Source organism: Metabacillus rhizosphaerae, from assembly GCF_037201795.1.
GTDB lineage: Bacteria > Bacillota > Bacilli > Bacillales > Bacillaceae > Metabacillus > Metabacillus rhizosphaerae.
Map to the genome: position 1 here is coordinate 2,127,062 of NZ_CP147403.1, position 15,940 is coordinate 2,143,001.

Consider the following 15,940-nt stretch of genomic DNA (forward strand, 5'->3'; position numbering starts at 1 on the left):
ATTAAAAAAGTATTTGTTTACCACATTGATTGAAGTTTATCTACAAATCTAGACATTTATTGATACAATAGAGTATAAGATATTTTGAATGTTGAAAGAGTGATAAAGATGAATTGGTTAACAAAGTTAGTCTCCTATTTCTCTGGAGATGATGAAAAAGAATATGAAAAAGAATATGAAAAAGAATATGAAAAAAAAGCAGAATTACATGATGATCTCAATGCTCAAACCGTTTTCAACACTCCTTTTAGCGTTGAAGTTAAAAATCAAAAAAACATTACTGCTGAAGCTAAGGTCGCCTATCAATATCCAAAAGGTAACTTTAGGTTTCCGATGATACCAGATGAAAAGTTAGCAAGTCGCGATGACCGTCCCAAGCGTCCAATACGTACTAGTGATTATCAAAAACATAGCGGAGAAGTAACATTTACTCCTAAAAGTCCAGCTACTAAACCAAGAACAAATCCTAAAAGTCCAGCTACTAAACCAAGAGCAAATCCTAAAAAGACTGATGAAAAACCTAAACGGCCTTTTAGTCCGACCGCTATACCATCGCCTATTTACGGGTTTCAAACAAAAGAAGAAAGAATAATGACTCGACCGCAGTTACAAATGGAAAACCGTGGAATAAATGGTTCATTTTCTAAAAATGAAGAGAAACAATCTTCAAATACAGTCATTCAAAACTTCCAACAAGAAAAGCTAAAAAATATTGAACAAAATGATATTGCTATAAATTTTGATCGTAAGCAAAGTTCAATGGTTGAAAAAGAAGATAATCACACTGAAATGAGTTTTTCTTATGAAGAGAATGAAGTAACTCCAATAATTAGCAATGGAAACGTTGAGGAGAACCATGAAGTGAATGATCTGAGAATTGACGCTGATTTGAGTCAAATTAATACATTCTACGAAGAAGAAATACCAGTAATTGATGATCATGAGAAAGAAATTCATATAAGTGAACATGAACTAGAAGTAGCAGTAACACTAGATGAACATGAAATATCTCTAATTACTTTGGAAGAGGAATCAAATATTGAGGTTACTCGACAACCTTTAACAATTATCTCTGATGAAGAAACTGATGCAGAAAATCAATTATATTCAGAACAGGTTAATAGTCCTGAAATGAACCAACTTCTTCACCAAGCTCAAATAGACGAAGAAGAATATCAACAGGAATTACACAAAACAGTCATTGAAAATGAGCTTGAAAATCCATTTGTTCAAAAGAAGGATCCAATCCAACAAGAGGAACATCGAGAAGAAGGAAGAAACAATGTTGATCTATTCCAACAAGATGAACCTCTGGAAGAAAATAAACAGCAGATTATAAATCATCATCAAGAAAAATATTTAAAAGAAGACGAGCATCAGCCAAATATGTCTAATCAAGAAATTCTCACTAAAGACGAGAAGCAGAGGACAGAAACAAAAACAAGAAACAATAGCCATCCCTTCAATGTTATGATGCTAGGTCGAGATAAACAACGGATGAAAGCGAAAGAGGACAGTTATCAGTTTCCATCACTCGCATTTTTAAATGTTCCAGATAAGGAAGTTTTAGAAGATCATTCATGGTTGAATGATCAGAAAGAGCTTTTAGATGTAACCTTAAAAAACTTTAATGTTAGGGCTAGTGTTGTAAATGTTACTCAAGGACCTTCTGTAACAAGATTTGAGGTTCATCCTGAACCAGGTGTGAAGGTAAATAAAATTACAAACTTAAGTGATGACATTAAATTGAGCTTATCAGCCAAGGATATTAGGATTGAGGCACCGATACCTGGGAAAAATACGATTGGTATTGAAGTACCTAATAAGGTAAGTAAAATGGTTTATTTACGTGAAATAATCCGAAGTCCAGAATTTAGAACGAATCCATCGCCGATGAATGCAGTGTTAGGTTTGGACATCTCTGGTCAGCCTGCTGTTACAGATTTAAAGAAAATGCCTCACGGACTTATTGCAGGGGCAACTGGTTCAGGTAAAAGTGTTTGTATTAATACAATTCTTGTTAGCTTGTTATACAAAGCGTCACCACATGAAGTGAAATTAATGCTCATTGATCCGAAAATGGTTGAATTGGCACCTTATAATGAAATTCCACACTTAGTAAGTCCTGTTATTACCGATGTAAAGGCAGCAACTGCAGCTTTAAAATGGGCTGTGGAGGAAATGGAACGTCGATATGAGCTATTTGCTCATTCTGGTACAAGAGAGATTACGAGATATAATCAACTTGTAAAAGAGCATAAACAAGGTGAACATCTACCATATCTAGTTATCGTCATAGATGAGTTAGCAGATTTAATGATGGTTGCACCAAATGATGTCGAAGAAGCCATTTGTCGGATTGCGCAAAAGGCTCGTGCGTGTGGAATTCATTTAATTGTGGCGACTCAGCGTCCATCTGTTGATGTTATTACAGGCTTAATTAAAGCGAATATCCCAACTAGAATTGCTTTTTCTGTTTCATCCCAAGTGGATTCAAGAACAATTATTGATGTTAATGGTGCAGAAAAGCTTCTTGGTAAAGGTGATATGTTGTTTTTAGAAAACGGCTCATCGAAAGCAGTAAGGCTGCAAGGTACGTTCGTATCAGATGAGGAAATTGAACGAGTAGTTAAACATGTAAGGCTACAATCAAAGCCAGATTATTTATTTCATCAAGATGAATTGGTGAAAAAAGCAACCATACAATCTGAAGAAGATGAGCTATTCCTTGAAGCATGCGAATTTGTTGTGAATCAAGGTGGAGCATCAACATCACTCCTTCAAAGACGTTTTAGAATTGGCTATAATCGAGCAGCCAGACTGATTGATATGATGGAGGAGCAAGGAATTATTTCAGAAAATCGTGGAAGTAAACCTCGAGATATTCTCATTTCTGAAGAGGAATTAGATTCGATTCAAGGTGAGTAGTGCATAGTAAAAGAAAATGGTATGATACTTTAAATAGAGAGGGATAAGGGAGTTTAGGTCGATGAAGGTATTTGTAATAAAGCTACAAGGGGAAATAAGCATTAGAAACTTTTCAACTGTTATCAGGTTAAAAAAGCGTGGAATTGTCAGAGAGACTCATTCAATTCCACGTTTAGAAAAAGTTGAATAATTATGGATAATATTATTCATTTTCAAACTCTTCGTAAGGAAAAAGAAGACCGACTTTCTACCTACGTTTTTCAACATGCTACAATGATTAAGAGCTATGTAGACCGCCAAGTAAACATTAGGGAAAAAGTGAAGGCTAAGTATATATTTAGTGAAAAAGTAGGTTGTGAGCGATCATCCGTTTTTACTAAAATAGAAGAGCAGCATTTTCTTGACTGGTTTACTTTTGATTATTTGACGATAAAAGGAACAACCAATTACCAATCATTTGTGGATTACTCGAGTAATAATAGGCACTCGTTAGATGCAGTGGTACATGCATTTTTTATGGCTAGTGTACTTGAGCCATTTAAAGTAATAAAATCAAATGATAGTCATATACATGCAGAGAAATTACTTACAGGTGAACGATGTATAATTAAGACGTTGTCAAAATCTAAAATGGTTAATGGAGAAGACATTATCTTTTTACGTTCAGTTCCGGTATTTGCTCACCTTTTGTGTATTAGCGAAATTTTTGTTCAAAATGATCAAAAAACAATAGCTAACTTAATAGGTCATTTTGAAAAAAGTACAGAAAGTTGGCGTACATTTTTAAAGAAATTTTCCATAAAATATAGTTGGAATAGAGATGCATCAGTTGAAAAGTGACATTCTAACTCCAATCTAAGGTTTCCACTATTTTCATGGTCATTATTTCATGCAAGTGATATAATATACAACCGTAAGCTTATTACATATGTTAAAGAAAAATTAGGAAGTATAAGTTTAGGACTGATTTTCGCATTTACCCTTTAGAGTAGTAACCTGCAAAATTCTCGTTGGTATATTTTTTTGTAAACACAACCACCAAATTAAATAGGTTGTTGGAGCTACCTTTATTTATAGCGGATATCATGTTTGCCTGGTTTAACTAGGCAACTGTGCTTTTCTTTCACTTACTAAAATTAAATCTTGTGGATGATAGTATAAGAAAAACGAAGGCTTTGCCACTTGGTGAAAAAGCCAAGTTTTTCGAATTGGATTCATATAGATGGGTTGCAAATCTAGATGAGCGTCATATACTGTCAATCAGATAGACGTTTGTTGGAGGTTCTAATTATGACTGTTTATCATTTTGTTGGAATTAAAGGGACTGGAATGAGTGCCCTTGCACAGATTTTACATGATATGAATTACGAAGTTCAGGGCTCTGATATTGATAAGAAAGTTTTTACGCAAAAAGCCCTAGAAGCACGTAACATTAAAGTATTACCTTTTGCAAAAGAAAATATTAAAGAAGGTTTAACGATTATCGCAGGAAATGCGTTTCCGGATACACACCCAGAGATTGAAGAAGCCTTCAATCTTGGCTTACCAGTTATTCGCTATCATCGTTTTCTTGGTGAATTCATGCAAATGTATACAAGTGTAGCAATAACCGGTGTTCATGGAAAAACATCCACAACTGGATTATTATCACATGTAATTCAAGGGGCTGAACCAACATCTTATTTAATTGGTGACGGAACAGGCAATGGTATTCCAAATAGCAAGTATTTCGTTTTTGAAGCCTGTGAATACCGTAGACATTTCTTATCATACAAACCAGATTATGCGATCATGACAAACATCGATTTTGATCACCCTGATTATTTTACTAACATTGAGGATGTGTTTAGTGCATTTCAGGAAATGGCGGTTCTAGTGAAAAAAGGGATTATTGCTTGTGGTGATGATGAGCAGCTACAACAAATTCAAGCAAAGGTTCCTGTAGTTTACTATGGCTTTGGTGAAGAGAATGATTTCCAAGCAAGGAATGTTGTGAAATCAACAGACGGCACTGAATTTGATGTTTTTGTTCGGAACACCTTTTATGCGTCTTTTAAAATCACTACTTATGGCGATCACAGTATTTTAAATGCACTTTCGGTCATCGCATTATGTCATTATGAAGAAATTGACGTTGAGATTATTCAACAAAGGCTGTTAACATTTGAGGGAGTGAAACGACGCTTTAATGAAAAAAGAGTCGGAGATCAAATTTTAATTGATGATTACGCACATCATCCTACTGAAATCAATGCAACCATTGATGCAGCTAGACAAAAATATCCTGATAGAGACATTGTCGCAGTATTTCAACCACATACATTTACAAGAACTCAATCCTTTTTAGAAGAGTTTGCAGAGAGTTTACAAAAGGCAGATTATATTTATTTATGTGATATTTTTGGATCTGCAAGGGAGAATGTTGGTAAGTTATCAATTGATAATTTACTTGAAAAAATTGAAAATTCCCAATTAATTAATGAAGAGGATACCTCTGTTCTAAAAGCTCACGACAATGCTGTCCTCGTATTCATGGGTGCAGGAGATATTCAAAAATACCAAGAAGCCTATGAAAAGGTTCTAGCCTAACTCTTTCTAAAGAGATAAAAAAAGCTGACAATAAATAAGAAAATTACGTTAAGTAATGATTCTTATCTAAGTCAGCTTTTTTTACGTTCTTAATTCGTAGCCTTTGCCTCTTATTGTTTCAATTGTTATTGTAGAGGGTATTTTCTTTCGCAATCTATAAATGAGTGCATTCACTTCTTCTGAACTAACCATAGAATCAATGCTTTTTGATGTATATCTTTCAGACCATACATAATGTGTTAGTTCATCCTTAGGAACAAATCGTTTCTTTTGAAGAAGTATTTCCATAAATTTATATTCTTTTTCTGTCAAAGCATAACAGTTGTTTTTCAAGATTAAATTTTGTTTTAATGGGTCAAGCCGAGGGTTTTTGGACTTATTCTCCAGTTCTTCTAGATTAATGGGTATTAACTCACAAGTCTCTTCAAAGTCCCTAAGTGAAAATGACATGATAACTAGATCTTTTGCGAATGATATTTTGTCATTTGTAGCTAGTTTTACAGGTGTATTCGGTTCAAGTATTTTCCCATTAACAGATGTACCATGTTTACTGTGTAAATCTTTAATGTAAAAGGCATTTGCTGCAAAAGAAATGCTAAAATGTTTTCTTGAAACAAATACGTTATTAAACGTTATGTCTGGCTTCCAATGTGTAGATTCTCTACCAAAAACCATATTTACTTTATCTAATGAGATAATATCCCCCGATTCATAATGTGGTGCCTTTTCAATTACAAGAAACGAAGAAGTATCCATTCTATTAACTCCTAACTATCTATCATTGTCAGAATCTTATCATCAAAATATTATCCCATAACCATTGAGTGTGAGCAAACAAATTATTAGTATTATAGTTATGTATTATTTTTCCTCTGTTTAATAAATAAGATTAATAAAAGCAAATATGCAAATGGCATTTACCAATATTAAAATAGCTTTAGTTGAAGGGTGTTTGTATGATAAATAATGAGATAGTTTTAAAAGTAAGTAATCTAAGTAAAAGAATAGGGAAGTCATCAATTATTAAAGACGTGAGTTTTGAACTTAATAAGGGTGAAATCCTTGGTCTCCTTGGTCCAAATGGTTCAGGTAAAACAACGATTTTAAAAATGTTAGTTGGACTCATAAAACCGACAATTGGGAGTATTGTTATCGAAAAAGTTAATATAAGAAAAGATTTTGAAAAGGCAATTACCCATGTTGGCGCGATTATTGAAAATCCAGTAATGTATGATTTTTTATCTGGATATGATAATCTCGTTCATTTTTTCCGTATGACAAATCAGTTTTCTAATGGAAGAATTGACGAGGTTATTGAGTTATTAAGAATGGATGATTACATAGATGATAAAGTATATACCTATTCATTAGGAATGAGGCAAAGACTCGGATTAGCTATAGCGATTCTGCATCAACCATCTATACTTCTTTTAGATGAACCTACAAACGGGTTAGATCCAGAAGGTATTAAAAGCCTTAGAGAAACATTGAGAAAGCTTGCAAACGAAAATGGTGTTTCGATCATTATCTCTAGTCATATTTTAGGTGAAATGGAATTGATTTGTGATAGTGTGTTGGTCATGGATGAAGGTAAATGTATTGAACGAGGCTTACTAAGTGAATTACAAAATGGAACAAGCACGAAACATTTATATTCCTTTAAGGTATTAAATGCAGAAAACATAAAACCTATTTTACAAACTAAGTATGAAAATGACAGAATTCATTTCCAATCTAATGGTTTTTCAATAGAATTAGAGGTAGAAGAAGTAGCGAAAATAAATAAGCTACTTGTGACTGCTGGAATCAATGTAATAGGTATTGAAAGAATTGGTAGTCCATTAGAAGAGCTGTATTTACAAAAATTGCGAGGTGAAGAAACATGATGTCTTATCTTCACTTAATCAAGAATGAACACATGAAACTATTTAAACGGCCAAGAATATGGATTCTAATTGGCTTAATGGTATTTATGAATATTATCGTAAGTATATTTTTTAAGTTTTTATTTAAAGGGACAGAATTTACGTTTTGGGACTATATTCAAGTAAGCTCTTACCTATTAATTGTAATTCAATTAATGTGTATTATTGTTGCTGGTGATATAGTATCAAGTGAATTTGAAAAAGGCACCATTAAGTTTTTATTTACTCGACCTGTAAAAAGGGTGAAAATATTAATTTCTAAATATATAACTGTTTTGTATATAATAATTTTACTAGTATCTCTCCAATTATTTATGTCAGGTATTCTCGGTATTGTTTTTTATTCGGAAACGTTATTAACTCTTGATCATAAGGTGCTTATTGGATTAGCAAGTTATCTTTTTAACTTAATTGAAATAGTGGTCATGAGTACAATAGCCTTTAGCTTTTCAACAATTACGAGAAGTAGTGTATTTTCAATTGCAGTCCCTGTTTTTTTATTGTTTACATCAAGTGCAATTATCACGCTATTAGATCATTATCATTATCAAGCAGGTAAGTACTTGCTATTTGCTAACACAAATATAATGCCCTACTTTTTCGGTCAACCATTATTTGAAGGAATGACATTGACTTTTTCGATTATTAATATCATTTTACATTTTGTCGTATTGTTTGTTTTTTCTATCCTTTCGTTTACAAAGAGAGATGTCCATGTTTGATCAACGTAATGAAACACTTATAAAAATTGGGCTGACAATGCGTCAGCCCAATTTTTATTTTAAATTTTCACTATTTAATGCTTCTAATTCAGGTAACACAAAGCGACCATCTTTACGAATGAGGACATCATCGAAGTAAATCTCACCACCACCATATTCAGGGCGTTGAATCATAACCATATCCCAATGGATGTTGGATTTGTTGCCATTGTAGGCGTCATCATAGGCCTGACCTGGTGTGAAGTGAAAGCTGCCATCAATTTTTTCATCGAAGAGGATGTCTTGCATTGGGTGTAAGATATAAGGATTCACGCCAATTGCAAATTCACCAACAAATCTTGCACCTTCATCAGTATCAAATATTTTGTTAATTCTCTCAGTATCATTTGCAGAGGCCTCAATAATTTTTCCAGCTTTAAATGTTAATTGGACATTTTCAAATGTAAAACCGTTATATGGCGAAGGTGTATTATATGTAATTTGACCATTTATAGAATCACGAACAGGTGCTGTATAAACCTCACCATCAGGAATATTCATTTGACCAGAGCATTTGATGGCTGGAATATCTTTGATTGAGAAGGTTAAATCTGTACCCTTGCCTGTTAAGCGAACCTTATCTGTTTTATTCATTAACTCAACTAATGGATCCATTGCTTTGTCCATCTTGCTATAATCCAGATTACATACATCAAAATAAAAATCCTCAAACTGTTCCGTACTCATTTTCGCGAGCTGAGCCATTGATGAAGTTGGATATCGTAGTACAACCCATCTCGTTTTAGGTACACGAATTTCCCGATGAACTTTTTGACCAACAGTTTGACCATGAAGCTTCATTTTTTCATCTGGTACATCTGCAAGCTCATTAATGTTATTGCCGGATCGTAATCCTATATAGGCATCCATTTTTTTCATCACTTCTGCTTCAAAATCAGCGATCATATGATATTGTTCTTCACTGCCACCAAACATTAAGGCGCGATCAACTTGATGATCCTTTAGTGAAACAAAGGGAAAACCTCCTGCTTCATATGCTTCCTTTACAAGAGCAATGACAAGCTCTTTTTGTATCCCAAAGTTTTCTATTAAAACCTTTTCACCCTTTTGTAAACGTATCGAGTAGTTTATAAGATTATTCGCTAAAGTTTCAATTCTTGGATCCTTCAAAATAAATCCTCCCTATTAAAATGATGTTGTCATATCATACCTTATTGTACCCGAACATAAAAAAGAATCGTCATAATATGTATTCCTCAAAAATAAACAAAAATTTGATTTCAGCAAAAACTGACAAAGGGATTGTCTAATTGAATAGAGAATTTAGTAATTATGTAAATTTTATGTTTATAATAGGTTATGATGGGTAATTGAACAGTAAAGACATAGGAGGTGTAAGACATGATTATTATTTTATATTTAAGTATCGCACTCATAGCGATAGCATTTACCATCTTAGTTGTGTACGTGTCGAAAACTCTAAAGGCTTTGCAAGGAACATTAACAAATGTTGCAAGCACCTTAGCTGGTCTAGAGAAGCAAATGGAAGGAATTACGACTGAAACAACATTTTTACTACATAAAACAAATGCACTTGCAGAAGATATTCAACATAAGTCAGAAAAATTAAATACTGTTGTGGAGTCAGTAAAGGATGTTGGCACAACAATTCAACAGTTAAATCAATCAGTAAGAAAAGTAACAACTTCTGTTTCAACAAACCTTGAACAAAATCAGGATAAAGTGAACCAAGTTGTTCAATGGAGTAATGCTGCCATGGAAATATGGGCAAAATGGAAGCAGAAGAGTGAAAAAAAGACAACCATTTAATAAAGTATCTAGATTTACACTTTTAAGGAGGTAAAAATCATGGGTAAAAATAATAAGGATTTTATTGTTGGTTCAATTATTGGAGGGCTAGTAGGTGCAGCAACAGCTTTATTTTTAGCACCAAAATCTGGAAAAGAAATTCGAGACAATCTTGGACAACAAGCGAATGTAATGAAGGATCGAACAGGAAAGTTTACGAATGGTGCTCTAGAAAAGGGTTCAGGCATAGCAAGTGTAGCGAAAGAGAAAACAGCATCACTTTCACAGGTTCTTACTGAGCAATCGTCACAAATCATGAACAAGGTTCGTGATATAAAGAGTACTTCTAATGGACAAGGAGATTTCGTTGAAAAAGAAGTAGCAGATGCATTGGAGCAAATTTCTGATGAAACATCGACTTCTAATACTAACGAAAAAACTGAAGATCAGGCGATTTCAGAATCAATAACAGAAGCAGTTGAAGCGTTTGAGGAAGATGACAAAAAGGAACAACCAAAAGCTGATTTAAAAGATGAAGTAAAATCAAATTAAATAATAGCAGGACAGTTTAGTGGCTGTGGGAAAGGTGAAAAAAGTGAGCAAACAATTAATTGATACTGTAGAACAATTTGAGGATTTATTTAATAAGCATGAAGAATTTCTATTTGTAAAAAATAGTCTGACATGTCCCATTAGTCAAGCAGCATTTGAAGAATATCAGGAGTTTGTAGAAAAACATCAAGACTATCCAAGTTACCATTTACATGTTCAGGATTCAAGATCATTATCAAATTATATTGCTGAAACATTTGCAATTAAACATGAATCACCACAAGCACTTTTGTTTAAAGGGAAAGATGTCGTATGGAATGCATCACATTGGAAAATCACATATGATGCATTAAAAAAAGAAGTATTAGGTTAAAGAAAAGGTGAATAACCTCTGATAATCATGAGGTTATTCACCTTTTTTAGTTATTTATGTTTTTAAAACTTTGGCTCTTGTTTAAACTTGGTTGTTGATTTTCACTGTATGAGTTTGCTTTATCACTTAAAAGCGTTTAAATGTTAAAGTTTTTGGTGACAATCCCTATTTTATCGTTTATAATTACAATTAATTAAAGAAAATGTATCACACATTCTTTGAATGATAAAGTAAGCATTATATTTTATTAATGTAGAATCCTGATTTTGCATGTTAGTCTTATATTATTTAAAAACTAACTTCAAATTCATTCAATCATATTGTGGTTTCAGTGATTTTTGACTATTTTTTTTAAGAAGGGATGAGAGAGATGAGTAATGCAGAATTAGAAGCATTAAGAGAGAGAGCAGATGAGATTAACTTACAAATTTTAAAGCTGATTAACGAGCGAGGAAGAGTTGTGCAAGAGATTGGAAAAGCAAAGGAAGCACAAGGTGTAAATCGTTATGATCCTGTACGTGAGCGCAAAATGTTAAACAGCATTAAAGAATATAATGACGGCCCTTTTTTAGATTCAACTTTGCAACATATTTTCAAAGAAATATTTAAAGCAGGTCTTGAATTGCAAGAAGACGACCATAGCAAAGCATTGCTAGTATCGCGTAAGAAAAAGCCAGAAGATACAATTGTTGAAGTTAATGGCGTAAGAATTGGTGATGGAAGCCAATCGTTTATCATTGGGCCATGTGCGGTTGAAAGCTATGAGCAAACTGCTGCTGTTGCTGAACAGGCTGTGAAACAGGGAGTTAAAATTCTTCGTGGTGGTGCTTTTAAACCTCGTACAAGTCCATATGATTTCCAAGGTCTTGGTCTTGAAGGTCTGAAAATTTTGAGAAAAGTTGGAGATGAGTACGGTTTAGCAATCATTAGTGAAATCGTCAATCCAGCTGATATCGAAACTGCATTGGAATATGTTGATATCATTCAAATTGGTGCACGTAACATGCAAAACTTTGAATTATTAAAGGCTGCAGGAGCAGTTCGCAAGCCAGTTCTTTTAAAACGTGGCTTAGCAGCTACAATTGATGAATTTATTAATGCTGCAGAATACATTATTTCACAAGGTAATGACCAAATTATTCTTTGTGAGCGCGGTATTCGCACTTATGAGCGTGCGACTAGAAATACACTAGATATTTCTGCTGTTCCAATTTTAAAACAAGAAACACACTTACCTGTATTTGTTGATGTAACACATTCAACAGGTAGAAGAGACCTATTAGTTCCAACAGCTAAAGCTGCTTTAGCAATTGGTGCTGATGGTGTAATGGCTGAGGTACATCCAGATCCAGCTGTTGCTTTATCAGATTCAGCTCAACAAATGGACTTCGATCAATTTGATCAGTTCATCAAAGAATTAAAACCTTTAGTTAAAGTGAACGCTTAAAAGCAATTCTTATTAAATAAGTAGAGGTTGGCTCACCATTATCTCCTAATGAATATTTAGAGTTTTTTTGCAAAAACGTCTAAATAAATTTGGGAGAATCTTGGAAAATGAGTCAACCTTTTTATTTGTTTCTTTTTTTTTTAATAAATGTTATATTTTAAGGTAAAAATGATAGTATAGCTTTTTTAAGTTATGGTTTTATTCATAGCTGTTCTTTCTTTATAGGTTATTTTTTCGCTTATTTCCTTAGTTGAAATCTCTTGAGTAACAGCCGAAAGTAGTGCTATAAAATTCAAAAATAGAATGTTATAGGTCTAAAGCTACGAGTTTTTGGAAAAGAAGGTTATAAAAAGATCATGTGAAAAAACGAACAATATGTGACAAACGCCTAAAAAACCTTTGAAATAGATTGCAGTCGATTTCAGAGTATCGTATGATTGTTAACATAGAACGTGCTTAAATATGGCTATTTGACAAGGAAAAACAATTTTCTACATACGGATATAGCGAAATTTAAAGTTGGAATTTTAAATATACGTTTTTGATAGTATTTGAAGGAGTGTTCAAGATGACAAGTGTAACAATATATGATGTTGCTCGTGAGGCAAATGTTTCAATGGCAACCGTTTCTCGAGTAGTAAATGGTAATCCAAATGTAAAACCTACAACAAGGAAAAAAGTTTTAGATGCAATTGAACGATTAGGCTATCGTCCTAATGCAGTTGCAAGGGGACTTGCAAGTAAAAAAACAACAACAGTTGGGGTAATTATCCCTGATATTTCAAGTATCTTTTATTCTGAGCTTGCACGTGGAATCGAGGATATCGCTACAATGTACAAATACAACATCATTTTAAGTAATTCTGATCAAAATAAGGATAAAGAATTACATCTTCTCAATACAATGTTAGGAAAGCAAGTTGACGGAATTGTTTTCATGAGTGGAAATGTTACAGAAGAGCTTGTAGAGCAATTTAAGCGTTCCCCAGTTCCAATTGTATTAGCAGCATCTGTCGATTTATCAGAATCAACACCTTCTGTAAATATCAATTATGAACAAGCAACTTATGATGTTATTTCAATGCTGATTGAAAAAGGTCACAAAAGAATCGCATATGTTGAGGGACCAACTGAAGAGCCAATAAATCGCTTGAAAAAATCTGTAGGTTACAGACGTGCATTAGAGGATGCTGGTATTCCTTTTGAAGAAGAGCTAGTTGTAGAGGGAGATTATACGTACGATTCAGGAGTAGAAGCTTTTGAGAAAATCGATGAGCTCTCTGATAAACCAACAGCGATTTTTGTAGGAACGGACGAAATGGCATTAGGTGTTATCCACGGTGCACAAGATCGTAATTATTCAATACCAACTGACTTTGAAATCGTTGGATTTGATAATACAAGACTTGCGACGATGGTACGCCCTCAGCTAACAACAGTTGTACAACCAACATATGATATTGGTGCTGTTGCAATGCGCTTATTAACAAAACTTATGAATAAAGAAGAAGTTGATAATAATATTGTTGAACTCCCACATCGAATAGAGTTCAGACAATCCACAAAGCAATAATTTTAATACGAAAACAAGCTAACCAGCTAGGTTCAGCTTGTTTTTCTTTTTTATCTTATTATTTTAACGATAAATGTTATTATTTAGTTAAGAGTTGAATTTGAGATAGAGAAGGTGATACGTAATGCCTGATTGGTCTTACCATCCAATATTTCGGGATGTTTTGCTAAAACTTCCAGGACATATCAGTCGGGAATTGATCCATAAAAGTATGAGTAGTATTGCTTCGATTCCTGGAGGAAACCAGATCATACGTTTTTTAGGACATATGGAAACATCTCCTGTAATTAGAGTAAATACAAGTGAATTAACATTTTCTTCTCCAATAGGATTAAGTGGGAAAGTTGATCCACATTTAACAGGAACAAAGGCGTTTGCAAATTTAGGATTTAGTTTCATAGAGATTGGACCAGTTACCATGAAGCCTAATCAGTCAATGGGAAATCCTATTTATGATAGTGAAAAAGACCAGGTTATCTTTCCATCAGATGAAGTTACTGTAGGATTGACTCAAACACTCAGAAAGGTAAAAAAATACTCACATTTACCATTGCATAAAATCATTCGAATAAAGGGGACCGAGAAGGAACTTTTTGAATTGGCTACATCTTTAAATCCTTATGGAGATATTTTTGTTTTAGAATATCCGACAAGCATAAGTTCTGAGCTTGTATCATTAATAAAAAAACATTTATATGATAAACCTGTTTTCTTAGCTATAACAACTAACCAAATCACTAATTCATTTTCTGAATTTGTTGATTTGGTTAATGAAAATGAATTTGATGGACTACTATTAGATGGAGATAGATCTAAAGAATCTTTTCGAGATCTTTCATCCTTGCTAAAAAAGGTAAGGATGGAAATCAATGAAAAGACACCGATTATTACATCTGGCGGTATTAGAGAACCGAAGGATGCAATAACACTTTTAGAAAATGGTGCAACTCTACTTTTATTATCCTCAGGTTATATTACTTCAGGACCAGGCTTACCAAAACGAATTAATGAATTATTGTATTTTCGAGAAAGAGATAGTGAGTTAACTGTTTCATCAGGATGGATTATATATTGGTTATTTGGGCTATGTATATTAATCGGAGGGATATTAGCTTTGCTCTTTAGTATGACAAGAGTTATTTTGCCATATGATGAAGCGTTTCTAAGGATCACAAGAGCAGAATTGCTAGATTTTAATAAGAATGTTTTATTCTTTATGGCCCATGACCGGATGACTCTTTCAGGTACAATGATATCAGGTGGAATCTTATATATGCAATTAGCTAAACACGGTATAAAATACGGGGTTCATTGGTGTAGAAAGGCCGTAAACATTGCTGGGGTTTTGGGTTTTTTAGGCATATTAATGTTTATTGGTTATGGTTATTTTGATTGGCTTCACGGACTTTTTTGGCTTGTTCTACTACCTCTATTCATAGCGGGCTTTATAAAGACGAAGAATGTAGTTGATACGCCAATATCTTACAATGATTCAAATCACATAGCATGGAAGCTTAGTTTATATGGGCAACTAGCTTTTATTATTTTAGGGTTTTCATTTGTAATTGGAGGTATTATTATATCCTACATAGGAACTACGTCTGTATTTGTAAACACTGATATTGGGTATTTATGTATGCCACCTGAAATGATCGAACAATTCAATCATAAATTAATATCTGTTATTGCGCATGATCGTGCTGGATTTGGTAGTGCCCTTTTAAGTGTAGGGCTCCTCGTATTAATGATATCATTATGGGGATTTCATGAAGGCGAAAAATGGGTATGGTGGAGTATGTTTGTTGGAGGTTTACCTGCATTTTTAGCTGGAATTATCACACATTTTGTTATTGGTTATACAACCTTTATTCATTTATTGCCTGCATATATAGCATGTGTATTATATGTATTGGGATTACTCCTATCATTTCCATTTTTAATGAGAAGAAATTATTAAATGATTTCTTAAAATAGCAATCTATTTTTAATTAATAGGTTGCTATTTTAAGATTACTAGCATTT

14 protein-coding genes are annotated in these 15,940 nt (G+C 33.4%); 12 read left to right on the forward strand and 2 right to left on the reverse strand.

The features are described 5' to 3' along the window. Window positions 1–108: 108 nt before the first annotated feature. The 4 genes from WCV66_RS10375 to murC all read left to right on the forward strand — a co-directional run bounded on the left by WCV66_RS10375 (window position 109) and on the right by murC (window position 5,517). A complete protein-coding gene (locus WCV66_RS10375) occupies window positions 109–2,928 on the forward strand; it encodes a DNA translocase FtsK (protein WP_338788915.1) in 2,820 nt (939 codons plus the stop codon). A 61-nt stretch (window positions 2,929–2,989) separates the two neighbouring features. Next, a complete protein-coding gene (locus WCV66_RS10380) occupies window positions 2,990–3,118 on the forward strand; it encodes a hypothetical protein (protein ID WP_260445646.1) in 129 nt (42 codons plus the stop codon). Between the two features lie 2 nt (window positions 3,119–3,120). Continuing rightward, window positions 3,121–3,768 carry a hypothetical protein gene (locus WCV66_RS10385; protein WP_066326584.1) on the forward strand — a complete coding sequence of 216 codons (648 nt, stop codon included), beginning with the start codon at window positions 3,121–3,123 and terminating at the stop codon, window positions 3,766–3,768. Window positions 3,769–4,218: 450 nt separating this feature from the next. Continuing rightward, entirely contained in the window at window positions 4,219–5,517 is a 1,299-nt protein-coding gene (gene murC, locus WCV66_RS10390; protein WP_338788916.1) for a UDP-N-acetylmuramate--L-alanine ligase, read from the forward strand. A gap of 81 nt (window positions 5,518–5,598) precedes the next feature. On the opposite strand, the gene WCV66_RS10395 is transcribed toward murC, so the two are convergent. Beyond that, window positions 5,599–6,273 (reverse strand): FHA domain-containing protein, encoded by a 675-nt coding sequence (locus WCV66_RS10395; RefSeq protein ID WP_338788917.1) that lies wholly within the window; start codon window positions 6,271–6,273, stop codon window positions 5,599–5,601. Window positions 6,274–6,473: 200 nt separating this feature from the next. Between WCV66_RS10395 and WCV66_RS10400 the strand changes: the two genes are divergently transcribed. Both WCV66_RS10400 and WCV66_RS10405 read left to right on the forward strand, forming a co-directional pair. Further along, window positions 6,474–7,403 carry an ABC transporter ATP-binding protein gene (locus WCV66_RS10400; RefSeq protein WP_338788918.1) on the forward strand — a complete coding sequence of 310 codons (930 nt, stop codon included), beginning with the start codon at window positions 6,474–6,476 and terminating at the stop codon, window positions 7,401–7,403. After that, on the forward strand, window positions 7,400–8,164 hold the full coding sequence (locus WCV66_RS10405) for an ABC transporter permease (RefSeq protein ID WP_338788919.1): 765 nt from the start codon (window positions 7,400–7,402) through the stop codon (window positions 8,162–8,164). Before WCV66_RS10400 ends, WCV66_RS10405 begins: the two co-directional genes overlap by 4 nt. A gap of 54 nt (window positions 8,165–8,218) precedes the next feature. Here WCV66_RS10405 and WCV66_RS10410 read toward each other — a convergent pair whose 3' ends face one another. Next, entirely contained in the window at window positions 8,219–9,334 is a 1,116-nt protein-coding gene (locus WCV66_RS10410; RefSeq protein ID WP_338788920.1) for an aminopeptidase, read from the reverse strand. A gap of 231 nt (window positions 9,335–9,565) precedes the next feature. On the opposite strand from WCV66_RS10410, the gene WCV66_RS10415 reads away from it, so the two are divergent. From WCV66_RS10415 to WCV66_RS10440, 6 genes are all read left to right on the forward strand, one after another. Beyond that, on the forward strand, window positions 9,566–9,994 hold the full coding sequence (locus WCV66_RS10415; RefSeq protein WP_066326619.1) for a DUF948 domain-containing protein: 429 nt from the start codon (window positions 9,566–9,568) through the stop codon (window positions 9,992–9,994). Between the two features lie 39 nt (window positions 9,995–10,033). Further along, window positions 10,034–10,525 (forward strand): YtxH domain-containing protein, encoded by a 492-nt coding sequence (locus tag WCV66_RS10420; RefSeq protein WP_338788921.1) that lies wholly within the window; start codon window positions 10,034–10,036, stop codon window positions 10,523–10,525. A 43-nt stretch (window positions 10,526–10,568) separates the two neighbouring features. Beyond that, entirely contained in the window at window positions 10,569–10,898 is a 330-nt protein-coding gene (gene ytxJ / locus WCV66_RS10425; protein ID WP_260445645.1) for a bacillithiol system redox-active protein YtxJ, read from the forward strand. Window positions 10,899–11,268: 370 nt separating this feature from the next. Further along, window positions 11,269–12,345, forward strand: coding sequence for a bifunctional 3-deoxy-7-phosphoheptulonate synthase/chorismate mutase (locus WCV66_RS10430; protein ID WP_066326630.1), 1,077 nt, complete (start codon window positions 11,269–11,271; stop codon window positions 12,343–12,345). Between the two features lie 568 nt (window positions 12,346–12,913). Further along, on the forward strand, window positions 12,914–13,918 hold the full coding sequence (gene ccpA / locus WCV66_RS10435; protein ID WP_066326634.1) for a catabolite control protein A: 1,005 nt from the start codon (window positions 12,914–12,916) through the stop codon (window positions 13,916–13,918). Between the two features lie 124 nt (window positions 13,919–14,042). After that, on the forward strand, window positions 14,043–15,875 hold the full coding sequence (locus tag WCV66_RS10440) for a dihydroorotate dehydrogenase (RefSeq protein ID WP_338788924.1): 1,833 nt from the start codon (window positions 14,043–14,045) through the stop codon (window positions 15,873–15,875). Window positions 15,876–15,940 lie beyond the last annotated feature (65 nt).